Annotated in this window: 19 protein-coding genes and 1 pseudogene; 5 read left to right on the forward strand and 15 right to left on the reverse strand. The window is 61.0% G+C overall.

The window, feature by feature from the left end:
* Window positions 1-30: 30 nt before the first annotated feature.
* Window positions 31-1,269 carry a hypothetical protein gene (locus QUE44_RS11035; RefSeq protein WP_286214572.1) on the reverse strand — a complete coding sequence of 413 codons (1,239 nt, stop codon included), beginning with the start codon at window positions 1,267-1,269 and terminating at the stop codon, window positions 31-33.
* A 259-nt stretch (window positions 1,270-1,528) separates the two neighbouring features.
* A complete protein-coding gene (locus tag QUE44_RS11040; RefSeq protein WP_286214573.1) occupies window positions 1,529-2,632 on the reverse strand; it encodes a tyrosine-type recombinase/integrase in 1,104 nt (367 codons plus the stop codon).
* A 247-nt stretch (window positions 2,633-2,879) separates the two neighbouring features.
* On the opposite strand from QUE44_RS11040, the gene QUE44_RS11045 reads away from it, so the two are divergent.
* Window positions 2,880-4,232: a hypothetical protein gene (locus tag QUE44_RS11045; protein WP_286214575.1), complete on the forward strand. Its 1,353-nt coding sequence runs from the start codon at window positions 2,880-2,882 to the stop codon at window positions 4,230-4,232.
* Here the strand turns inward: QUE44_RS11045 and QUE44_RS11050 are convergent.
* The 4 genes from QUE44_RS11050 to QUE44_RS11065 all read right to left on the reverse strand — a co-directional run bounded on the left by QUE44_RS11050 (window position 4,229) and on the right by QUE44_RS11065 (window position 7,766).
* Window positions 4,229-5,266: a DNA methyltransferase gene (locus QUE44_RS11050; protein ID WP_286214577.1), complete on the reverse strand. Its 1,038-nt coding sequence runs from the start codon at window positions 5,264-5,266 to the stop codon at window positions 4,229-4,231. The genes QUE44_RS11045 and QUE44_RS11050 overlap by 4 nt on opposite strands.
* Before the next feature lie 168 nt (window positions 5,267-5,434).
* Window positions 5,435-5,953: a hypothetical protein gene (locus QUE44_RS11055; protein ID WP_286214579.1), complete on the reverse strand. Its 519-nt coding sequence runs from the start codon at window positions 5,951-5,953 to the stop codon at window positions 5,435-5,437.
* Window positions 5,950-7,065, reverse strand: coding sequence for a hypothetical protein (locus tag QUE44_RS11060; protein WP_286214580.1), 1,116 nt, complete (start codon window positions 7,063-7,065; stop codon window positions 5,950-5,952). Before QUE44_RS11060 ends, QUE44_RS11055 begins: the two co-directional genes overlap by 4 nt.
* Window positions 7,065-7,766, reverse strand: coding sequence for a hypothetical protein (locus QUE44_RS11065; protein ID WP_286214581.1), 702 nt, complete (start codon window positions 7,764-7,766; stop codon window positions 7,065-7,067). Before QUE44_RS11065 ends, QUE44_RS11060 begins: the two co-directional genes overlap by 1 nt.
* A gap of 941 nt (window positions 7,767-8,707) precedes the next feature.
* Between QUE44_RS11065 and QUE44_RS11070 the strand changes: the two genes are divergently transcribed.
* The 4 genes and pseudogenes from QUE44_RS11070 (at window position 8,708) to QUE44_RS11085 (ending at window position 13,095) form a co-directional block, all read left to right on the forward strand.
* Window positions 8,708-9,808, forward strand: coding sequence for a hypothetical protein (locus QUE44_RS11070; protein WP_286214582.1), 1,101 nt, complete (start codon window positions 8,708-8,710; stop codon window positions 9,806-9,808).
* 12 nt (window positions 9,809-9,820) lie between these two features.
* Entirely contained in the window at window positions 9,821-10,558 is a 738-nt protein-coding gene (locus QUE44_RS11075; RefSeq protein ID WP_286214583.1) for a hypothetical protein, read from the forward strand.
* A 220-nt stretch (window positions 10,559-10,778) separates the two neighbouring features.
* Window positions 10,779-12,523, forward strand: a pseudogene (locus tag QUE44_RS11080) (replicative DNA helicase).
* Complete coding sequence (locus QUE44_RS11085; protein WP_286214584.1) at window positions 12,517-13,095, forward strand: hypothetical protein; 579 nt, start codon at window positions 12,517-12,519, stop codon at window positions 13,093-13,095. Before QUE44_RS11080 ends, QUE44_RS11085 begins: the two are co-directional and overlap by 7 nt.
* Here QUE44_RS11085 and QUE44_RS11090 read toward each other — a convergent pair.
* From QUE44_RS11090 to QUE44_RS11130, 9 genes are all read right to left on the reverse strand, one after another.
* On the reverse strand, window positions 13,092-13,787 hold the full coding sequence (locus tag QUE44_RS11090) for a hypothetical protein (RefSeq protein ID WP_286214586.1): 696 nt from the start codon (window positions 13,785-13,787) through the stop codon (window positions 13,092-13,094). The genes QUE44_RS11085 and QUE44_RS11090 overlap by 4 nt on opposite strands.
* A gap of 371 nt (window positions 13,788-14,158) precedes the next feature.
* On the reverse strand, window positions 14,159-14,713 hold the full coding sequence (locus QUE44_RS11095; protein WP_286214588.1) for a hypothetical protein: 555 nt from the start codon (window positions 14,711-14,713) through the stop codon (window positions 14,159-14,161).
* A gap of 52 nt (window positions 14,714-14,765) precedes the next feature.
* On the reverse strand, window positions 14,766-16,169 hold the full coding sequence (locus tag QUE44_RS11100; RefSeq protein WP_286214590.1) for a hypothetical protein: 1,404 nt from the start codon (window positions 16,167-16,169) through the stop codon (window positions 14,766-14,768).
* A gap of 3 nt (window positions 16,170-16,172) precedes the next feature.
* Entirely contained in the window at window positions 16,173-16,931 is a 759-nt protein-coding gene (locus QUE44_RS11105) for a hypothetical protein (RefSeq protein ID WP_286214592.1), read from the reverse strand.
* A gap of 178 nt (window positions 16,932-17,109) precedes the next feature.
* A complete protein-coding gene (locus tag QUE44_RS11110) occupies window positions 17,110-18,066 on the reverse strand; it encodes a DUF2637 domain-containing protein (protein ID WP_286214593.1) in 957 nt (318 codons plus the stop codon).
* 209 nt (window positions 18,067-18,275) lie between these two features.
* Window positions 18,276-18,620, reverse strand: coding sequence for a hypothetical protein (locus tag QUE44_RS11115; RefSeq protein ID WP_286214594.1), 345 nt, complete (start codon window positions 18,618-18,620; stop codon window positions 18,276-18,278).
* A 520-nt stretch (window positions 18,621-19,140) separates the two neighbouring features.
* Window positions 19,141-20,163 carry a hypothetical protein gene (locus tag QUE44_RS11120; RefSeq protein WP_286214595.1) on the reverse strand — a complete coding sequence of 341 codons (1,023 nt, stop codon included), beginning with the start codon at window positions 20,161-20,163 and terminating at the stop codon, window positions 19,141-19,143.
* 882 nt (window positions 20,164-21,045) lie between these two features.
* A complete protein-coding gene (locus QUE44_RS11125) occupies window positions 21,046-21,291 on the reverse strand; it encodes a hypothetical protein (protein ID WP_286214597.1) in 246 nt (81 codons plus the stop codon).
* Between the two features lie 270 nt (window positions 21,292-21,561).
* A complete protein-coding gene (locus QUE44_RS11130) occupies window positions 21,562-21,828 on the reverse strand; it encodes a hypothetical protein (RefSeq protein ID WP_286214598.1) in 267 nt (88 codons plus the stop codon).
* Window positions 21,829-22,082: the final 254 nt, after the last annotated feature.

Consider the following 22,082-nt stretch of genomic DNA (forward strand, 5'->3'; position numbering starts at 1 on the left):
CGATTGCTTGCCGGGGTTCTTCGCTGTGGGTTAGGCGTACTGCGCCCAGCCGGTCATTGCGTCCGCGTCGGTCATGCACGAGTCGAACTTGTGGACCGCGCCGTAGCCATCCTCGGTTTGAATGAGGAAGCCTAAACCTGCGGGCACACGCCCACCGCACCCGACGCAACGCCCTGCGTACTGGTTGGGTTTCGGGGTCCAGTTCTTGCGGCGTTCCTCTTCCTGAGCGGCTTTCTCCTTCGCGATGCGTTCACGCTCTGCCGTCACCTCTTCCTCGCTCATGCAGTCGCCGTCAGAGTGAAATGTGACCCACTTGCCTGCAACCTTGCGGGACCGTCCGGCACGAGGTCCGACGACGCCTCCGCACTGTGAGCAAGGCTTCTGATAGATGTTCGCGGCTTCACTCGCGTCCTCACAAGCCGATGTGTCAGCGCCGTGTACGAGATACCAGTTGCCGTCACGCTTGAACGTCAGCCCTTCCTGTTCGCGCACCCAGCCTTCACAGCGTCCACACTTGCCCGCGTACTTATTCGGGTGGGGCTTCGCGGCGTATGCGGCGGCTTCCTGCTTCTTCTGCTCGACCTGCTCTGCGGTGGGGCACTCGCCGGGGCGGTGCATGGAGCGCTTCTTCCCTTGACGGGTAACCAAGATGCCTGCACCCGGCTCGACGTACTGCTCGCATTCGGGACATCTGCCGCCGTAGGTGTTGGGTTTGGCGTTGGCGTACTTCGTGGGTGGGTTAGCCTTTCGCTCCTCCTTCACGCGCTCCTGCTCGGCGGCTTTGCGGGCTTGTGACGCCTCACGTGCGGCTTCCTTAGCCTTCTGCGCCTGGACCTGCTTGAGGTAGCGTTCACGGTTCATCTGACGCGGGGATTCACCCCACGTTGCACGCATCTGGCGCTCTTCTTCGGCTTCCTTCGCGAACGCGTCCACCCGCCCTTGCCAGCGGTCGTGCTCGGCTTGGGCGCTAGCGAGGTCACGGTCGAACTTCGCGGGACGATACTTCGGACCCAGGGCTTCACGGCGCTCTTGTTTGGTGGCTTCCTTGAGGCTTTCTAGGAGGGCTAAACGGGCTTGCGCGGCTTCTGCTCGACGCTCTGCGGTAGCGACCTTCTGCTTGAGATGACCCTCACAGCGGGGTCCGGGTTTCGGGTAACACATGATGTTCTTCTCCTTGTCGTTAGAGGCGACCGGTTGGCGGTCGTAGTACGGCTCTAACGGGGTGGAAGAACTGGAATCGGACACAGCAACGGACGGCTTGGTATCCATTTTCCCAAACGCCCTCAAGATTGTGGCGGGGCTTATACCAGGGGTGTTGTAATTGTTCGCATTCTTTTCGCAACACGCGAGTGCACAACTGTGTCCCCCTTGACGTCGAGGGGGCGGCTCCATCGCCTGCTGTTTTGTGTCCCTCTGGGGGTCAGGAGTGAGGTCACCCCTCGCCTTGCAACCTTACGAATCTCTGGGGCGAGGGGCTGGCGGTCACACGATTGGCGCGGGACCGCGTGCGCCTAGGTTACGAGTGCAGTCAAACGCCTCCTAGAAAATCAGTAGTCGAGCCTCGTTCAAACACATCTCGACGGTCGTACGTTCCGAGGAGGATTTGGGGGTTGCTCCAACGCCCGGTCGCCAGGATTGCCCCGAGGTCAGTGCCGTTTGCTAGAGAGCGGGTAGCCATCGACGCCCGCATGCTGTGAGAACTGACGCCCTCAGATGGGACGCCGGACTCTTCGCAGATGCGCCGCAGGATGTTGCTGACAGCGGGACCACTAATCGGCTCCGCCTTCACGTGCCCACCCCTGCGCACACGCGTGAAGATGTTCGTGTTTCCCATCTGCTCCTCAGTGAGGTCGAGCGCCTTCATCTGCACCTCACGCCAGTCAGCAAGCGCCTGGACCGGGCACTTGTGAGAGTGCATCTGTGACAGTCGCCCCACGGGAATCTGTACGGGGAGAGTGCTGGTTTTGCTCGCCCGAACAGTCAAGGCGACCCCTCGGTTCTGAGCGTCCTCAGCAATATCCGACCAGGTAAGAGCCGTGATTTCAGCGCCGCGCAAGCCTGTGCCGACACCCAACAGGAACAGCGCCTTGTCGCGGACAGCCGTGTTGCCAGGGGTGGCGTTGAGGTGCTGGATGATGCGTCGCAGTTCGTGCTCGCTCCATGCGTGAGCCTGCTTCGGGCGAGTAGTGAGGTTGGCGCTCCTGCGGATACCGCGCATCACGTCCTGGATGACAGTCGAGTTGCGGATAGCGGTGACATCTTCATTGCGGGAGCGTGCGACGCGGAGGATTGCGGCGTGGGTTTGCTCGATGGTCGCCACGGAGCGACCTGGACTACCGCCTTCCACGCGCGGGGGAGCCTCCCTCCATAGGTAGGAGAGGTATGCCGCGATGACGCGCGGCTCGAATGTTGCGCTCTCGGAGCGACCTGTCGAGTTCAGCCAGGAGAGGTATGTGCGGAGCCTTGATTCGTAGGCGGCGATGGTGTTGGTCGCATAGCCGTCAGCCGTGACTCCGGCAACGCGCTCCTCTTCGGCGGTAGTGAGGGTTTCGAAGGTGACCACGGCGCTGTCCGCGTCAGTCGTCGCGATTTCGAGTAGTTCTGCTTCCACGTCAACCCCCAAGCCGGTCACGGCTCATAGATGCTCATAATCCCCTCTTACTGAGGGTTAAATGCGATAGTGCCAGCGACCACTGACATTGCATCCAATAAGGCACTTACAGGTGGGTTATTGCTGTGAACGTCCGATTTCTCGGGACATGAACCCGGCGAGAGGGGTTCGAGAAAAAGGACACGGTTGTGGCGAGCCGGTTGGAAGCGATTCGCCAGAACCGTGTCCTTTTGGCTCCCTGTGAGCATCGGTCACTAGCGTGTGAGTCATGCCCTTCGCCTTCATCACCGCTGACGGCGCGATTGAGTACCTGTCCGACTCCACGACCCGGCGGGAGATGCAGGACTCGCTCGGTGGGTTCCTCGGACGGCTCTACTCGGATGACCCTGAGAGTGATGACCGGCTCCACGGCTACTGCGACGACATCTTCACGTTCCGTGACGACCTCCCCGACATCAACGACCTCGCCAGCGAGATGTTTGGCGAGGAGATTCGCGGCGGCGTGGTCCTTGTGGGGCGCTTCGTTGAGGACGGAGCGCGTGACGAGCCGCTGAGTGAGGCACAGTGGCGGCGAGTGGAGCGCGCAGTGCGGGAGTCGTCGCCTGGTAGGGAACAGTTTCGCGTCCCTTTCGTGGTTCGCTCGAACCCGTCGCCACGCCGGATTATGTCCCCGGCTGACACCGGAGCCACTGGTTCGATGATTGCCGTGAGTACACCAGCGGCGGACCCGAACCTCGTAGCGCAAGAACTTCAACGGGCATCCCAGGTGCTCCAAGGGCTTGTGGGCGAGTCGATTGACGCCATCCAGGTCAACAGCCTCGACGCGGAAGAGGCTCCGTTCCTCGGGCAGATAGTGTCCAAGTTGTCACCCATGATTGGCAACCTGCTCGAAGCGCGCATCATCAAGGAACTCGATGACGAAGCGGGGCACGGCTTCACCTGGGAGCGCCAGGACCCAGGTTTCCCGGACGCGATTCTGCTCGATGAGTACGGCGTCAGCACTGAAGCGGGCTTCGAGGTCAAGGCTTGGTATGTCCACTCCACTGAACTCACCGGACGCTTCCGTGAGTCCGTGAACCTGCTGGCACCGCGCAACGTCAACCTGCTCGTCATCGCGTGGTCCATGAGCCACCTCGTGTACGGAACGCCCAAGATTCTCGGCGTCCTCACGACGCCAGGCGTAGATGTCGCTAGCGCGCGTGATAACCACTACTGGAACCCGCCCACCTACCTCACCGTCGAGCCGGGTGACACGACCTTGCGGACGCGGAACCTCCAACAGTCGAACGTCAACGGCTACAGGCTTCAGGACAAGGCGGATGAAGCCGCCGCGTACGTCATCGGTCAGCCGGGTGCTTCAGCGCCGCCTCACAGCCCCGAGGCACAGGCTCTGGCGACGGACCTGATGGCTCGATTCCCGTACCGCCTCGACACGAACTTCGCGAAAATCGACCGTATCGACAACGCGGCTATCGAAAAGTTCAAGGCTCAGATGCTCGCGAGTCAGCACGCAGGGCGCACTGTGCAGGCGTGGACGCAGATTATCCGTGACCTCAACAGCACCGGACCCAAGTCCGACAACGCCGCACGTATCCTCGAAGCCGTTTACAACTCCCTCTAGGCGAACAGCGGCTCGCTCACAGCCTCAGCAAGGCGGTCAGCGGCGAGTTCAGCGAAGTGAGGGTTGGACTCGGCGGCGTAGGGCAGTCGTCCCAACTCACGCGCCGCTACGGACGCGGTGGCAAGCCCACCGAACGGCTCCCACACCACGTCGCCCTCGCTCGTTGACGCCTTGATAATGCGGCGCATGAGGTCCAGAGGCTTCTGGTTGAGGTGCGAGGCAGAGGTAGCGCTCGGGGTGTGCGTACGGGGTGCAGAGCGCACCATTGAACCCTTGTAGCGCTCCTTCGAGCGGAGTGCGGGACGGTCCCACACGTTCGTGACTCCGTGCTCGTGGTTCCACACAGAACGCAGTGAGCGCCACTCGTCAGCCGTGAGGGGAGCCTTGCCATCCAGCGAGTAGTACGGGCGTCCAGCGGGGTCGCCGTGCTCGTTGGCGTACGCCACCAACTTCTCCATGACCTCGACAGGCGGGTAGTACCAAAGCCAGCCCTGGTCGAAGTACTTGCGCGTTGCGGCGTCCTTCACGCCACACGCGGCGTTCGCGAGGCGTGCGGGCATTCCTGTCCGCTTCCACTCCTTGAGGAGCCACTCCTTCATGTGCACGATGTCGTCACCACCAGGGGTGAGAGGGAGGCGCGGCTCACGCGTGTAGAACGCGCACACCTCAGTGACGACCGGCATGCGTCGGATAGTTTTGCCGTTCACGTTGCCCGCGATGTGACCGATGCCCTTGTTCCAGATACCGGTGAACTCGTGCTTCCAGCCGTGCTTCACCAGGACCGGGTGAACGTTCGCCCAACCCACCTCGGTGTTCCAGAACCACAGCGTCGTGGCGAGCGTCGAACGCTTCGACCACTCAGCGATGTGAGGCTCGTACCACTCACCGAGCGCCTCCGGGGTACGGGGGTCGCCAGGGAAGCCTCCTACGCCGTACGCGCCGTCGCTCACGATGCAGTTCGGAGTAGGGAACTCGGCGTACCCGTCGAGGGCGTCACCGGTAAAAATGTGGGCGTTGTTCACGTCGGTCAGCATGGTGAAGAGGGTATCTGTGAGCGCCGACATCTCTGTATCACCCCTGGTTCTTGTGAGGGTCCGAAGCCGTGCCCGCACAGCGAGAAACCCCGTCGTAGTCCTATGACCTCGACGGGGTTCTTCGCTGTGGTGATGGATGTTCGGCTGTGGTCGTGCCCTTCACGGCGGTTAGAGGGAACTCTCGCTCTGCCACCCGATGCCGGGTGTGTTGACTAGGTAGATATTCAGCGTGTCATCGCCTTCAGTACCGGTGTACGGGACCACGACCTTCGCTTCGGTAGCGCTCTCCTCTTCGACGGTCGCGGTGCCCCAGTAGAATTCTGCACCCTGTTCCTGTACTGCACGGAACACGGCGGGCGGGGTATAGAACTCTGACCAGATGACGCTCTCGACGTTGCCTGCGCAGGTATCCGTGTCATCTATCCAATACGTAGCGACTTCCGTTGCTGACTCAATATCTGAGAGTCCACAGAGTGTGTCCCAATCGCCGTCCTGGATGGCTTTGACTGACGCTTCAGCCGCCGCCTCAGGGGTGTCATAACCTAAAGATGACGCCTCCACGCCGCCGCTACACGCGGACAGTGACAGGGTGAGGGTGGACGCGAGGGCTACCGCCCCCAGTTGTTTTAGGTGTTTCTTGTTCATGATGTTGCTCCTGTTCCATGTTGTGTTGTTGATGGCGCTCATTCGATGTCCGCCTCGATGGCTTCTTCTTCAGCGGCGCGCATCTGGGCACCGGCTTCAGTGGGGTTGATAGCGACAGAGGACTCACGTTCGCCTTCGGGTACGCCGTAGCCGAGGAACTCAGGGGCGACGCATACGCCAGTGTTCTGCGAGGCGTGCTCGACCCACTCCTGTGAGTCGGTGAACAGCGTCATTTCGAGTTGCTGAACGTTGCCCTCGGCGTCCACAGGAACGCGGATGAACTGCTGGTCCTCGGTGACGCGGATGTTCCATCCGTAGAGGCTGGTATTCACCCAGGTGCCCACTTGATACCAAAGCCCGAGCGCCCTGTGGTCGGCTGTGTAGTAGCCGGGTTCCATCTCTAGGAGTACCCAAACCGTGTCCTCTTCAGAATTGAAGTACTCGGTGCCCGTGAGCGGGTCGATGACACTGCGCACAATCTCGGCGTTGTTCACGGTGCTCGTGTGGAGTTCACCGTCAGCAAGGCGTACGCCTTCGGTACTCGTCGGTCCTTCGAAGCCGGGGAGCGGTTCACTCTCGCCAATCTCGACCTCGGAACCAATTGGCGCGACTGTGCTGGTGTTCCACATGCGAACAGGTAGGTCGTTGGAGTCGAAGCCCTTCGCGTCGAACACGCTCACTGGTGACGGTTGCACGCCGTCAGGGCGGAACATGGTGCCCGCACCAGTGAAATCCGCACGCTCGAAGGAAGCCTCGGAGGCGATGCTTGCTGTCACGCCGTCAGCGCCGTCCGTGAACTCGATATCGAGCGAGAGGTAGATTCCAGCCGTGGATACGGGGTAGAGAACGGGACCGACCGCGAGCGAGTCCGTCACGTAGTTCTCGCTATCGCGTACGTAGAAGGCGAGGCTTTGCGCCGGGGCAGGAGCGAGTTCGAGTTCGTTAGCGGCGGCGAACTCCTCAAGAGCCTCTTCAGCCTCAACAAGGAGCGCTTCAGCGTTGACGATGGTGCCCTCAGGGGTGTCCGTGGACAGGTCCAGTTCGGCGTCGGTAGCCGTGGCAGGTGAGCCAGAGAGGGCGAGAGTGCCGACGATTGTCAGCGCCACCACAGCGGCGAGCGCCCCTGTCGCAGGGAGAATTAGTTTCGTATTCATCAGTTCTCACCGCCTACTGAAACGGAGCCAGCAGGAGCGTCAATCGTGATGGTCACACCACTGTCGAGTTCGATGACCACGCGCACGTCATCCGCTTCATCCCCGTTGAATGAGTCGGTTTGCCCGATTTCGATGTTGGGGATATCAGCACTTGGACCACCCGCTGAAGGCAGTCCTTCGCCTGTGCCGTTGATGGTGCCGCTATCCTTAACGTTAAGGTTCACAATGTCGCCGCCAGAGTCGTCCACGCTGATGTGAGCGTTGCCGTCCGAGGACCAGTCCTTCGATGACTGCCAGATGGTGTCAACAGGTTCGTCCTGTGCGGTCGAGGAGGCGTCAAGGTTGCCGCCCTCGGAGCCGTGAGCGTTGGTGACAGAGTTGTAGATGGCGCGGGTTTCACCGGGGACTCCGCCCTCGTCCTCCGTGACGGGGACTATTTCGATGCTGTCGGCGGGAATATCAGCGGGCGAACTGCTTGCAGGGATGAGTCCCGAGTGAGCGGGAACGTCCACAGGAGCGTCCGCTTCAACGGAGTGGGCTTCACCGACGCTCCACGTCGGAGTGGGAGCGGGTTCAGAGATGGATGCGATGGCGGCGTCGTCCAAGTCAACGCTGTAGCCAACGGCTTGAGAGCAAACAAGCCCGGTGAGCGCGACGCCACCGATGATGGCGAGAGCCTTTCTTGCGATAGATGTGTTCATAATGTTCCTTCGTTGTCATGCGCTTGCGCGCGGGTTCACGAAGGAATATCGGACGTTTCACTGTTGGCGCATCGGAATGGCTTCAATCGAACGGAGGAGGCGCGTAGTTCGTCCGCGATAGGGCGATGGCTACCTCGCCAGAGTGATGTCCTTTATGGAAGGGTTCGAAACCTCCCCGGACAGCACGAAGCCCCCGGTGTAACCGAGTCACCGGGGGCTTCGTGCCGACGTGATACCTAAAGGAACTTCTAACCATGTTAGCCCGACGTTGACCGCCTAAGAGGAGCGGTTGGCGTCACTAACATCTATCGGCAGAAATCTCCGTGCCGTTCAGTCGCCACCTGAGGCTCGGTCGCCATGCCCAGCCGCATATTCAAAAAACGCCATTTAAGCGCCTAGAAATTGCCGGGTGGTGTAAGTGGACGCTCCGACCATTCTCGGGCGTTCTAGGGGTGTTCCTGCGCGTTTGAGTGGCATATGCGCCCGTTTCGCCGGGGTGCGGTGACGGGTGTGGCGCTGTTAAAGGCGGGTGGTGACACTTTTATGTCCCTCGCCGGGGCGGAACCGGGGGAGGTTAATACCGGTATGCGGTAAAGCCGTAGATGGGGAACCTTTGTAGTTCTTTGCTTTTGACTGAAGAGAGGTATCCCACTCTTTCAATAAGTCACCTTCATCTAACATCGCGCATCCGCTCGCGCACGCTGGCGTTGGAGGTTAATCCTGTTGTTTGTTTGTTGTTTTGTTTAATGCTTTGAAAGAAGAAGGAACGCGCCCGCGCGAGAACCGGAAGTGTGCTTCCGGTACGTACAGGAAGTACAGTTCCGGTACGTACCGGAACTGTACTTCACAGTAACCGGAAATGTGCTTCCGCCTACCCGGAAGTCCACTTCCTCCATCCTGCCGATAGTAAAAGCATGACTACTTTCGGAAGGAATCTCGACATGCGCACCATTCGCGGCATCTCATCCACAAATCTCAACCTGGCAATCGCCGCCAGCGACCTGCCCTCACATCAACGTGGAGCACTCCGCGCTGTCCTCGCCTTCGCGCCTACGAAGCGTGATGCCTCGCCCGCCATGCACTTCACACAGAACATGCTCGGCACCCTTATCGGCGTGAGCGAGCGTCAAGCCCGAACATTACTCAAGGCGCTCGTCAGTGCGGGCGTCATCCTCGAACGCAAGGAACGCCTCGCTAGAGGGCAACGCCGCGAAGAAGTCCGGTACCTCAACGCTGAGTGGTTCCTCGACTGCGCCAAGCGCCTCTGCGAGGAGGAAGAGGACTACCTCCGTGAAGCCGGGGAACGCATCAAGTCGTACAGCGAAGTCATCGAACTCGACACGCTCGACGCCGCCCCTGCTGTCACTGAAGATGCTGACGAAGAGGAAGAAGCGCCTGTCGAAGCCGCTCCCGAGCCTGTAGCCGAAGCCGCCCCAGAACCGACCCAGGAGCCTGCTGTTCAGGCTGTCCCTGCGGGTGTCCGTGAAGCGTTCGAAGGGGCTGGCAAGCACGCCGTCGTTGACGCCCTTAGCGCTGACGCGGTTCGCACCATCAACACTGTCACACAGGCTGTCGCAGTTCCTCAGGCTGAACTACGCGAACACCTCGCCGCCGCTATTGCCGCCGCTGGTACACCCGCTGGCACCGCCGTTCCCCGCAACCATGAAATCGCATCCTGGACTGTCAGCCGCATCAAGGAGTTACTCATCGACGCTGACCTCCGTGCCGTGCTCACAGGCGTAGAGCGTGACGCTCTCGTGGAGCCGAAGGGCACGGAGGGCATCGACAAGGTGAACAAGCGCGTCCATGCGCTCAAGGTCCAGGGCGTGAACCTCGCCGCCGCCCTCAACCAGGGGCGCAAAGCCTCCACTACTTCCGCTGACTCGTACCGCGAAGGTGCCGCCGAATGGCTCCTTCACTGGGGCTTCAAGAACGCCAACCGCTCACACTCTTCAGCGCCTGCCGCTGTCACCCCGTCCACACCGTCCGCCCCCGACACCGTTGACCCGCGCCTCGCCGCGCTCGTCGTCCAAAGCAACTAAGGAGAGAGAGTCATGACAACCATCCACCCAGCCCTCGATGTACGAATCGAGCAAATCCGTGCCACCGCTGAAGCCCGCCGCCTTGAGGAGCAACGCGCCCAGGAGAAAGCCGCTCGCGCCGAACGTGCCCGTGAGCGTGCCTCTGAATCCAACCCCGAGCGCGAAGCCCTTGCCAGGGAGTCCGCGCGTGTCATCCACGAACGTCGCCTTGTAGCCGCTCGGAAGGAAGCGGACGCGTGGGTTCGCCAGGTCGGCGTCCCGACTACTGCGCTCTCAAACTCGCAGGCGAAGGATGTCCGTGGCGCTGTCCGACGTGTACTCACCGAGTCCACCTCGACGCTCCTGTTTGCCGCCCCTGCTGGCTCACTCCGCACCATGAACCTGCTCGCCGCATATGACCTCATCGCGGGATTGCACTGCACCACCTCGCAAGTACGTATGCGCTCCACACGTGAACTCGTGTCACTCGCACAGTCAGGCTTCCGTCGTGCAGAGGAGGAGAAGGCTCTCGTAGAGAAGGGCGGTGTCGTCATCGTTGACCTGTCCGGTGTCGAATCCCTCGACTACCGCGACGGTGAAGCGCTACGGGAAACCCTGAACCTGCTCGTCGCCGCGTCCTCACGCCGCCAAATCACTCTCGTGCTCGGTGTGACCGCCGCCCTGTCCGCAATGGTTCAGGCGCTCGGTGAGGGCGTGTACAACGCCGTCCTCGACGCGTCACCTGCGGTAGTTGATGGAATGAGCCGATAACCATGTATGTAGCAACCGCATCGCTTCCGTTCGGAGTCAAAGTCGCATTTGAAGATGTGGTGTGCTCGCCCCCTCCCGTTTCTGCCGTTTTCGGGAGGGGGCTTTTCTCTTGCCTTGACAGCCTCGATAACCCACTCATCCAGGGCAGTCGCGCTGACGCCGAAAAGATGCCGATAGTAAGGAATAGCGACTTTGATTTACAACGAACAGGAAGAACATCATGACTTTTACTGCACAACACGACGCGCCCCCGTATGACCCTGCCTACGACAGTGGTCCCGCCACCTCATCCAGTACTGAAGCGTTTGACGTTGACGCTCACGTGGAAGCAGGCATCCTCGCGAACCTCTTCAACAGCCCCGACGACCTCAACGCCGTCCGTGACCTCATCACTGAAGATGACTTCCTTGAGCCTCGTCACGCGGTGACCTTCGCCGCCATGTGTGCAGTCGTTGACAACGGGAAAGCCCTCACCCCCACCCTCGTCGCGCAACACCTACGCGCTCAGAACCTCTTGAACGCCGCAGGGGGCACTGAAGCCCTCGCCCTCCTCATCGACCCGCAGGAGGCATCGCTATACGACGCGCCTGCTGACGTGTTCGCGGAAATCCTCCGTGACAACAGCCTCCGCCGCTCACTCGAAGGGGTGGGACGTGAACTCATCCGTGACGCGGGTGTGTCCTCCACCACCCTCGCGCAAGATGCACTGTCGAACGCGCAGTCCCGCCTCGTGGAAGCGCAGAACCGTTTCGCTGTAGGTCAGAACGCTGAAGGTGATGACCGTTCAGCGCTCATGCAGATGATGCTCGACCTGGAATCTCACGCCCGCACAGATGAAGGCATCTCGACCGGTATCCCCGCCCTCACGGAAGCGCTCAACGGTGGCTGGAAGGACCGGAGCCTCAATGTCCTTGCCGCTCGCCCTGGTGTAGGTAAGTCGATGCTCGCTTGTGACTTCGCTCGTGAAGCCGCTGTCACTCAGGGGCTACGCGTGCTCTTTTTCTCTCTAGAGATGACGCGCAAGGAACTCCAAGTCCGCCTGGTGTCAGCGCAGTCGCAAATCCCGTCGAAACTCATAGCCCGGAACAACGTGCCTGACCGCGACCTACCCGTTGTCCGCACCGCTATCGAGTCCATCGCTGACGCCCCCTACGCATCCTTGACGACTCCGCTATGACGCTTGCGGACATCACTCGTGAGGCGTACGCCGCGCACCAAACCGAGGGTGTGGACCTCATCGTGCTCGACTACTTGCAACTCGTGCGTCCCGGTAAGGATGACGCTCAGGCTCCGCGCCACGTCCAGGTCGGCAACGTCGCCAACGGGCTACGCACCCTTGCTCAACGCCTTGAGGTACCTGTCATCGCCCTCGCTCAGTTGAACCGTGACGTGGAGAAGCGTGGGACTGGTGGAAGCAACAAGCCGCGCCTCTCCGACCTCCGTGAATCCGGGGCTATCGAACAGGAAGCCGCCACCATCCTCTTCCTCCACCGTGAAGAGTCAGATGACGCGACGGACCACACACTCGCCACCTACTCGCTGTCCATGCCCAAGAACCGTTTCGGTGAGGGGCACGGCGGTATCCCGCTACTCGGTCGCCTTGAGGTCGCGCAGTTCGTACCCGGTGAAGGTAAGTTCCCCGCCGCGACGGCTGAATCACCCGCCCTTGAGAACACCGTGCCTGCACCTGACTGGGCTGTTGGCGACTCCGTATCCCCGGAGCCTGACACGGGTGCTCCTGTGTGGGGTCCAGGTGACCCGGCTGGCGTACCTGTTGACGACGTTGCACCGCCTACTGCTGTCATCGAAGAAGCGCCGACGTTCGCACCTGCCCCAGTAGGGTCCACAGAGGAATCGGACACGCCTGAGGACATGCCCGTGAACGCGCCTGAAGATGACCAAACAGAATCCTCAGAGGCTCAACCGCCCGTTGACGCTGAAGAACTACTCGAACAGGCATGGTGATGAAGATGCACACACAAACCACCGAAGCCTGGCTGTCATCACTGCCACACCGCTACCGTCACCCGGACGCCCTCGACGCGTTCGAGAAGCAAGCCCTTGAACGCGCTGTAGATGGCTCGTGGCTACTCGTACGTACTGACGACGGAAACTCCGCCCTGCACCGCGCTATCGCCCTCACAGGGGAACTCAACACACGCATGCAGTCAGAGCGCTGGACCGTGGACCTGGTGAAGCCCAGCAACCTGGTGCAGAACGACTTCGTGACCGCCCCGCCGTCCGCAAACATCCTCGTGGTCCACGTCAACACGTTCTTCGACTACTACGGGGGACTCTCCGAAGCGCACAGGGAAGCGTTGACGGACCTGCTCACGTCCTATGACGGTGACCCCAGTCGTCGCATCATCTTCGTGACCTCATCGCCCGTCGAGAGCCTGGAAGAGAACCTCGGCGCTGACCTGTACGCACTGCTCGCGAAGAACCTCTCCGATGGCGCTGTCATCGACCGTGAGGGGCTACGTATCCCTGACCCCACTGACCGCCTCTGCGGCTGTGAGTACTGGCGTCACGCTTAGCGACTGCTCCGCTTCATCTGAACCTCGACGCCTGCTCCACGCATCGTGTACGGGTTCACGCCGTATCCCAGCCCCGTCCGTTGCTGTGTCCGGTGGGGCTTCAGCGGGTTCCGTACGACCCCAGCGAGGTCCACGAATCTCGTGCCTCCTGCCTTCGCAGTCCGCGCCAGCGTCCTGGTGTCACCCGAAGCCTCTACATCGCCTCGTGGGCGCACCTGCACGGGCGCGGTCCTGGTCGTCATGCGCTCAATAATCTCGTGCCCACGCTCGGCCCGGAAGTAGCCGAAGGGACGCTCGCCGTCGTGCTGTCCACGCGCCTCCAACTCGACCATCTGAGCCTCAACCAGGACTAGCGCTGTGAGCCTCCACACGCCACTGTCCGCATCGCCAGGAACCAGGTAGCCGCGTGCTCGCAGGCGTTCCATAGAGGCACGTAGGTGCAGATGCGTGAACCAGGCGAGGTCACGGCGCAGGAGAGCCGTCAGAACGCCCTCAGAGAGCCGCAGGAGCGCCGTAGAGCCGTCACTGCTAGCCCAGCCAGTATCGACCATTTTCGTGAGCGTACGAACGTCCACAAGAGCGTGCATCTCAGGGCTGATGTCAGCGTCGGAGAACAGGGAATCTTCAACGTAGGCGGCAGGACTAGCCCAGTGCACGCCTTCAATCGCGTCGAGTGCCGCCTGCTTGTCCATAGTTTGCTCCGTTCCTTGTCACTAGGACTATCGGTACGCGCATCGTTTTGGCGTCAGTGCAGGAAGGACACGACCCCGGCGAGGGGGTCCAGAAAAGGACATGGTTCGGGCGAATCGGCTAGAACAGGCTCGCCTCGACCGTGTCCTTTTGGGCTAGGAGCCGCACGTAGAGATGCACGGATAACTCTGCACACCGCACTGTGGGCATAGAAAAGCCCCCGCCAGAGGAGCGCAACAACAAGAAAAAACGCTCAACTCTGACGGGGGTACTCGGCGGTCGTCACGGGTAGTAGCGAGGGGTCATCACTCCCTCATCCGCGACTGTCGCGAGCAATCTCTATATGGTTATCGGACGGCTTTTGGCGGGGCGCTTAATCCCCGAAGAGGACGATGCCCTCAGCCACGTCCGTGTCGGCATCGTCAGCCCCCTTAGGAGCCTCTTCAGCCACCTCGGAAGGTCGAACACGAACATCACTGACTGCGCCACTCGGCGTCGCGTTACCGACCGCCTCGACCCCCGCAGTCACGCCCTGCTGGAAGGCTTCCTCGGCGGCGACCCCAGCGGTGTCCGCATCCCTGGTGACGAAGGCAAACACCACCAGCGCAGTGACAGCCACGCATACCGCCGCAATCGTCCAGAGGCTTGAGAGGGTGCGGTTCTCGCGGTCCTCGCGCTTGCGTTGACGTTCAGCCTTCTTCAGGGCTTTCGCTTCCTCGTCGGCTTCGCGTTGCTTCTGGTCAGCCTGACGCTTCGCTTCGCGTTGCAGTTCGACGTAGCCAGAGCCGTCATCCTCCTCGTCATCCAGGAGGAACTTCGAGTCACCCTTTTTGAGCGGCTCGAACGCGAACGTCGCGAACTCGGCTTCCTCGCGCTCCAACACACTTGCGTCGAGCGGTTTCTTGAGAGCGGCGAGTTCAGCATCCATCTCGTCGTCGGAGGAGAGCGGAGCGGTTGAGTGTGTAGGCAGAGTCATGTCATCACTTCCCAGGACCGCTAACAGCGCGGACGAACTCGACGGAGAGCGGGGTGCCATCACAAAGAGCCATCGCGGTTACGTTCTGAGTGCTCGATGTCGTTTCCCACGACCCGTCAGAGTTCACTCCCGTGATGGTGACCGACTCGACCTGTCGGGTGCCCTGATACGAGTAGTGCGGCGTCACGACGTTGGGTAAGCCGTTGCCACTAGCCCAGGTTCCGTGCACGTACAGGTCCGTGATGATGCCGCTATTCCAGGCTGATGCTGTGTCGTTGATGAATAACTGTTGACCCTTTTCCTGGCGGGAGAGTTTGAAGTTAGCGTTCGCCACAGAGAGTTTTCGACCAGCCTCAGCGCGCCACGGGGAGCCGTCCTCATTGCGTGTCCAGCGAGTGCGCTCCGCGTGGAGGTTTGAGAGTCCTGACGGGCGTACAGCCGCGAAGGTCACGGGGTTCGCTTCACCGTTGCGGAAAAGCGCGGCGCTGGTGCGTGCCTCACCGTTGATGGTGACAGCGGGACCGTCGTCGGCAACGCACTGATAGGCAGGTGTGTTTGTTGTGCTCGTCGGAGCGCAGTCGGCGTACTCGTAATTCCAACTGCCGGGTAGCCAGTCGTTGCTCCACCCGTTCGCGCAATCCAACTGTCCTCGCGCGTTGGTGACGGACGCATTGAAGATGGCACCGGTGTTGATGACTTCATCTTCGTAGGTGTTGCCGAACTGGTCGGTGTTCGAGGAGTAGGTCCGAATCGTCACGTATTGCGCCCGAGCGGTTCCGGCGAGTTGGTAGCGCCCAAATTCCGTGATGGAGGTCGATACAGCCGCCTGCGCAGAGTCAGAGTCGTACGCCGCCGCCAACGTCCTTTCTCCGTTACCCCAGCGAGTCGTGGCGCTAGCGGTGCGAAGAGTTTTCTCTTCTGGTTGAACTTGCTGGATGGCAATATTGGCGTCCAGCACCACACGTACCGTCACGTCACGGTGTGATGGTGGGTAGATGCAGGAGATGCCTCTGAACTCCACGTAGTCGGGCAAGATGTCGAGTTCTGCCCCGTGAGCGACGTAGTTCCACAAGGCGTTGTTCGACGCAAAGTAATCAGTGGTGGAGCGGTAAGAGATGCGGTAGCCGATAGCGCTAGCCGGGCAGTTCGTGGCGATGTTGCCTTCGCGTGTGAAGGTCGCGAAAACATAGTTAGTGGGAGGTGGGTTCGTGGTGCCACCACCACTGTTGCCGCCGCCTCCACCTGTGCCGGGGTTGGATGTGCCGCCACCGCCGCCATCGGTTCCCACCCCGCCGCCGAACTCAGTACCAGCGAAAGCGGTGGAGCCGACGAGTGCGAGCGCTACGCCGCCGATGAGGGCTATGACGCCACGAGTGATGCGTTTGCCTAAGTTTGCGTCCTTATTCATGGCTTACCCCTCTACGACTTCTGCGGGGTCGGTGGCGATGGTGAAACCGTCCACCATCCACTGACCGTCAGCGCCAGCAGGAATCATCTTCAGCGTGATGTGAGCGTCCTGCGTCACGTGAGAGGGAGCGGCGAGGTAGGTCACCTGAACATCGAAGCCGACGCTCACAGCGTCGCCAGTGTCCGAGAGGACAGCAACAGGCTCAGTGAAGAGTCGTGCTTCAACGCCACCGTCAGCGGGCATCGTGAAATCGGTGCCGTCGATGGTGCCGAGAACGCCGTCCGGGTCGATGGACAGGAAGATGTAGTCACGGCTGTCCTCATCGCTCACGTTCGACGTGAGCCACTTCTGCGAGAAGCCTTCCCAGGCGATGTCGTAGTCAGCCTCGGAGTATCCAGGTACAACGAGTTGAGGGTTCTGCACGTAACCTTCGTGGATGACCATGAGGGCGTCGTTCACAGCGCGTGAAGCGTCGTCGCCAAATACGGCGGTGACATCCTCGGGGATGGCGATGGTTGAGGCGTCGAAGTTGAAGCCGTTGTCGTGCTCGAACGCGACGTCGGGGGTGACGGTCGCTTCAGGCGTAGCAGAAGCCTCAGGCGTTGCGTCGGCGGTTGCAGTCACCTCAGGCTGGGCGTCCTTGGCGAGCGAACGAGTATCCGTCGTATCGCCATTTCCCATCCCGCATGCAGAGAGCGCGAGGGCGAGAGCGCCAGCAGTACTAACTGCGGCAATCTTGCGGCTAAGAATGTTGATGTTCATGTTATTCTCCTAAAACTTGTTGTTTGCACCGGATGAAGTGCATTTATCATCTACGTATGATAATATCGGCATTCACGCCATAATGATGCTTATATGCCACGTTTACGTCCGCGATAGGGGTAATAGAAAAGGGCTACGGAAATCAATCCGTAGCCCTTTGTCGTTTCTGTTTTCAGGTTTACGCGGCACTCAACACCCGCCTGTCAGCCTCGGAGTCACCAGCGAGAGCCGCAACGGACTGCTCACCCTTGTCGCTTGAGCCGTCAGCACTGGAAGCGCCAGCCTCCATCCGCTCGGACGCCTTCTTCCACGCCGCCCGAACGCGGTCACGGTGCGCCCTGCCTTCATCCGTGGGGAGGGAGAGGAACCCGGCGTGTGTGAGGTCAAGGTTGGTGGTACCCGGCACCCGCTCCATGACGAACACCGCGAGGTCCACGTTCGCGGTGTTCGCATCCACGAGCGCCTTGTACTCAGCGCCCGCAAGCACACCCTCAATCGCCGCCACACGAGCCTTGTCGAGAGTAGCCGCCGCCGCCGCCCGAACCGTGGAAGCAAGAGCCGTGGAAGCAAGAGCCGTGGCACGCGGAGCCTTCTCCTGCTGACGTGCAATCTGCGACTGACGGCGAGCCTCAGCCTTCGCCTCCCGAGCCGCTTCACGCGCGTCCTCTTGTTCTTGCACAGCACGGTCATCGAGGCGCACTCGGTACATGTAGAACACGCCTTCGACGCTCATGAGGAGGAACAGCGGCGGCACCGAGTGGAGGATTATTCGCAGAATCGAGCCGTCATAGGCGTACATCACATTCCCGTACACGGACACGGCGGCACCGAGGAAGGTACCGGCGTACGCGAACCACAGCCGCATGCCGCGCATCGCACCGTGAAGCGCAACAACCGCCATCGTCAACATCATCGAGTCAACCCCAATCGGGAACAGCCACCCCCAGCCCTCGGGGAAACCTTCATCGGCGGCAACTGACGCGAGCGAGTGGAATGACAGCACGCCGTTCGCGCCTGCCACGACGAGCGTTCCGAATACCGCCACACGGCGGGTCCAGGCGTCATCACGATGGTTGATAGGGGCGGAGGTTCTAGCCATGATGTTCGGTTCCAATCGTTCGAAGTTCGTTGTCAACAGGGCTATCGGTCAGATTCGAACTGGCGCATCACTTCGGCGTGGGGCGGTGTCCTTCCACGGGAGGCGTGTGAGCGCACGAAGCGCCGCTATCCGAGGACCAGGGAGGGGCTAAGCCATACCTCGCCGTAGGCACACCCCGAGCGGACCTTCGTCGTGTCCGCAGGTGCCGATACAGCAAGGATTTACTCGGCAATGTGACGGACCTCTTACCAGCGCCGGGAGGTCATCCGGTACACGCTCGGGGAGGGGAAAGCCCCAGCGTCGTACATCGCAATCCATAGCGCGCCCATTCGCTCCTGTTCGGCGTTCTGCCAGCCACTGCGAGCGGCGCTACCACCGGAGGCAATCCAGGACTCATGCGCGCCCACTAGGGCGCGGTTCGAGCCGCGCCAGCCGCCCTGGTTTTCGAGGTACGAGGCGAGGCACCAACTGTGCCAGGCGACCACAACGCCGTCCGCGTTCGGATACCGCCAGCCCCAACATATGGGATTTGAATCAGCGGCTCGCATCTGCAAAAGAGCGGGGTGAATACGGCGAATCTCGGCGGTCATGACGCACCCCCTCAGGGGTGTCCGTCACCGTGTCCGCCGCCTCTACGGGAGCCTCAGTGTCACCGCCACCGCAGAGGTAGCAGTCGCTGACAACCTCCGCCCACAGTGCCTCGGTGGACTCTCCCAGCACGAGCATGTTGAGAGCCTTGTAGATGCCGTCACGCGGACTCATCAACTCGGGGATGTCCACATTTGTGGACACCACAGCCGCGACCAGGCACGTCCAATGACAGCGCCAGTAAACGCCGACGAGGGTTTCGTCAGCCGGGGCGACTATGAGCATCATGGTGAAAGGGCTTCCTGGTAGTGGTGGGGAGCGCCTCGTGGTTAGAGGGGCGCTCAATGTAGTTATAGGCGAGGGGTGTGACTCAGCGAAGCGGATGCCACGCGTACGTCCGCGACCGTCACAGCAGGTAACTCGCCGGAACAATGTCCTTTCGACTCCGACCGGGTGAGCGCCGATATGCGGCGAACCCTCACCAACAGATATCGGTCAACGCTGACAGCAACGCTTCGCCGCTCAACGTCGAGCCGTATGGTCGCCGCCAGTCATCCAGTCCTTACCCAGCGTGTACTGGATGTTGAGCAGTGGAAGCCCGCGAGCAAGCCCTGACTGCACGAGGAAGCGTTCACGCTGTTGGGCTTGTAGCCACGTCATCTCGTCAGCGCTGTGACTCTCCAACTGCACACTCACGAGTGCCGGATGGTCACGGTTCACTGCCTCAGCCGCTTGCTTGAGAGCATGTAGGCGAGGGTTGTAGCCGCACTCCGAAGCGTCGAAATGCTCTAGCGCCCTCATCTCGGGAAGCGTCGAAATTCCCACGTAGCAACGCGTGCCTGTCGGGAACTCCTCGGTCACCCCGTTCACGGTGATGGTGAGGTCGGCAGTCGTTTCCAAGGCGTACATATACCAGCGAGCACCCCTGGCTTCACGTTCGGCTCCCACCCATTGCGGACGCCTGTGAGCGGCTGTCCAGCGCTCCTCATACTCGGTTTCGCGGTTCCGGTTCTCGCGCGTTTTCCAGTGAGCCGCATAGTCCGCCAGCGTGTCCGCATACGCCTGTGTGAACCGCACGTGAGCCCTGTCCTCAGCGACCTCGACGTATCCGTACCGCTCAAGGTTCCGTACCGCCCTGCGAACGTCGATGCCTCTGCACACCTCGCGCATGTAGGGGTTGAAATCAGTCCATGCTTCCTGGCGGTCAAAACGTAGGACTGTAGAGAGAGCGATGAGGGTGAGCCGTGCCTCCACGTCATCCTGCGGGAAGAGCCTCGCGGCGCGCTTCATGCCCACACCCTCGACGTACAAACGTGAGCGGTCAGCAAGAGCGGCGGGCGACGTGTGCCAGTGGTCGGGGAAACGCATCTCTGCGCGAGCGAGGGTGGAATCAACGGCATCCCTGCCGTCGCGCCACACCCAGAAGCCCTCGTCCTGCGTCAGCGCGGTGAGGCTTCCTTCCCAGGTCCAAATCCAGCCGTCGAGTAGGGCTTCAGTTTTCGCGCCGTCGTAGCGTTCATTGGTCCATCCGAGGTGCGACTGCAAGCGTGCCCTGTGAGCGGCTACGACGCTACGGAAGCCGAACGTGGTGACAGCAAGCGACAGCACTCTCGCGTCAGGGCTTAGGTGCCTGTTGAGGTAGAGGTCAGCGGCGAGCCGATGATGGAGATGATTCGTCCACCGAGGTGCCGGTTGATGTGATGGATGTTCTTCGGATGTGGTTCCTTGAGTCGTCATTGCGGGTAACCCCCTTCACAGGGGCTATCCGCTATTTAGAAGGGGGAACACGTCATTCCGATGCGCCTACAGCGCGCACCGTCCGCGATAGGTGAAAGCCGAGCGCGCCTCGCCTCAGCCGCGTCCTTTACTCCTCTCCACACCGCCAACAGATGAGCGGCAAACACCACACGACACAGCACTCACCCATGCATGCAAAAAGCCCCGCCAGCAGAGCCAGCAGGGCGTAGATGCACACGCGGAGCAGTCAGCGATTCCAGAGCCGCAGAGGGGCGCTCCTAGCGCTGTCAGCACCCCCTTATTCGCGTAGGTTCACGTCCTCCTCACCCTTCGAATTCAAGAGCACCCCAGCCTCGGAGCGTGGGCGTGTGTCAACAAGGTCGAGCACTGTGTCCTCCACGTGTGGAGGTCCAGAGATGGAGAGATACCGGTTGATGATTCGCCCAGCATTCGGGTTCGAACTGTCAGCGATGCGGCGGAACACACAGCCGCTCGGATACGTCCTCGCCACGATGGTCGCGATAGTCGCGCCTCGTAGTTCTCCGTGCTTGTACGTGGTCATGACGACGGGTAGGTGGTCAGTTGGCTCCATGTTGGTTGGTCCTTTCAGTTGGGGAAGAGCGAAGGCTCCTGCGGAGAGAGGTGCAGGAGCCTTCGCGAGTGAAGTACGTATGTGTCCGGGGGCATCGCTCAATCGACCACCTCCAAACCAAATCGGCTCAAGTTATAGGCGCGAATAGTGGCGTTCACCCTGCTCACTGGAATGTCGAACATGGCGGCGTCGGCTTCGGTGAACTCGCGGATGGGTTCGCCGTGGTTCCAGAGTGAGAGCGCGACGCGGAGGGTGGTCCGCTTGCCGTTCGGGTGGTTCACGTGGACGTTGTGCGACTCGGCTAACAGATAGGCGACGGTCGCCGGGATGGTGGATACAGGCATGTTGTTCCTTCTTTCGGTTCGGGAGGTTGATGACGCCTCTACAGGTGTTATCTGCTGTTTTCGCTCTTCAGTCATCGGAATGGCTTCAATCGAACGGCGGACTGCCGCGCCTCGTCCGCGATAGGTGAGAGCCGGGCGCTCGCCCGAACCGTGTCCTTCTGGGTATCCATGAACCTGCGCTCATGTGCGGGCAACACCTGCACCCATCCGTACACAGCAAGAACCCCCGGCAGGTGAGGAGGTCACTTGCCGGGGGTTCCGGGTTGAGGGTTACGCGGCGAAGCGGACCCCTGTGAAGGACTCACGTTCGAACGCGAGGCGCATCATCGCGTCAACGTGGGCGTCGTAGGCGTTTTCGTAGTTGAAGTAAGCCTCTTCGTGGGCGAGGCGAGCCTTCTCGATGAGGCTGTTGTTTCCGCTCTTCTTGGCTTCTGCGTAGTTCAGTTCTGCGGCTTCTTCGCGCGCTACAGCGGCTTCGTGCCAGTTGGCGGTGGATTCGACTTCGGCTTCTAGATTCGTGATGACTTCGGTTCGCATGATGTTCTCTCTCTTCCTTGTTGTTGTGGGCTTAGATTTTTCACCCTTGTAACTATTAATATCCGCACGTTTACCAGCACAAACACGCCCTACAGCGTGTACCGTCCGCGATAGGGGAACCGCTCGGCTCGCCCCATTCGTGTCCATCCGCACGTTTCACCCGCGAACCCGCCCCAACACACAAATCACCCCGCTAACCGGAACAGTCGAATGGCTAGCGGGGTGTGTGACAGCCGCTCGAAGCGACTACGTAA

The organism is Demequina sediminis, from assembly GCF_030296675.1.
Lineage (GTDB): Bacteria > Actinomycetota > Actinomycetes > Actinomycetales > Demequinaceae > Demequina > Demequina sediminis.

What these genes read in the sequence shown, in the direction of transcription:
- QUE44_RS11035 (WP_286214572.1), bottom strand. Translation starts at nt 1,269, where the DNA reads ATGGATACCAAGCCGTCCGTTGCTGTGTCCGATTCCAGTTCTTCCACC.
- QUE44_RS11045 (WP_286214575.1), top strand. Translation starts at nt 2,880, where the DNA reads ATGCCCTTCGCCTTCATCACCGCTGACGGCGCGATTGAGTACCTGTCC.
- QUE44_RS11105 (WP_286214592.1), bottom strand. Translation starts at nt 16,931, where the DNA reads ATGAACATCAACATTCTTAGCCGCAAGATTGCCGCAGTTAGTACTGCT.
- QUE44_RS11125 (WP_286214597.1), bottom strand. Translation starts at nt 21,291, where the DNA reads ATGCCTGTATCCACCATCCCGGCGACCGTCGCCTATCTGTTAGCCGAG.
- QUE44_RS11115 (WP_286214594.1), bottom strand. Translation starts at nt 18,620, where the DNA reads ATGACCGCCGAGATTCGCCGTATTCACCCCGCTCTTTTGCAGATGCGA.
- QUE44_RS11090 (WP_286214586.1), bottom strand. Translation starts at nt 13,787, where the DNA reads ATGGACAAGCAGGCGGCACTCGACGCGATTGAAGGCGTGCACTGGGCT.
- QUE44_RS11095 (WP_286214588.1), bottom strand. Translation starts at nt 14,713, where the DNA reads ATGGATGCTGAACTCGCCGCTCTCAAGAAACCGCTCGACGCAAGTGTG.
- QUE44_RS11085 (WP_286214584.1), top strand. Translation starts at nt 12,517, where the DNA reads ATGGTGATGAAGATGCACACACAAACCACCGAAGCCTGGCTGTCATCA.
- QUE44_RS11100 (WP_286214590.1), bottom strand. Translation starts at nt 16,169, where the DNA reads ATGAATAAGGACGCAAACTTAGGCAAACGCATCACTCGTGGCGTCATA.
- QUE44_RS11060 (WP_286214580.1), bottom strand. Translation starts at nt 7,065, where the DNA reads ATGAATACGAAACTAATTCTCCCTGCGACAGGGGCGCTCGCCGCTGTG.
- QUE44_RS11130 (WP_286214598.1), bottom strand. Translation starts at nt 21,828, where the DNA reads ATGCGAACCGAAGTCATCACGAATCTAGAAGCCGAAGTCGAATCCACC.
- QUE44_RS11075 (WP_286214583.1), top strand. Translation starts at nt 9,821, where the DNA reads ATGACAACCATCCACCCAGCCCTCGATGTACGAATCGAGCAAATCCGT.
- QUE44_RS11065 (WP_286214581.1), bottom strand. Translation starts at nt 7,766, where the DNA reads ATGAACACATCTATCGCAAGAAAGGCTCTCGCCATCATCGGTGGCGTC.
- QUE44_RS11050 (WP_286214577.1), bottom strand. Translation starts at nt 5,266, where the DNA reads ATGCTGACCGACGTGAACAACGCCCACATTTTTACCGGTGACGCCCTC.
- QUE44_RS11055 (WP_286214579.1), bottom strand. Translation starts at nt 5,953, where the DNA reads ATGAGCGCCATCAACAACACAACATGGAACAGGAGCAACATCATGAAC.
- QUE44_RS11070 (WP_286214582.1), top strand. Translation starts at nt 8,708, where the DNA reads ATGCGCACCATTCGCGGCATCTCATCCACAAATCTCAACCTGGCAATC.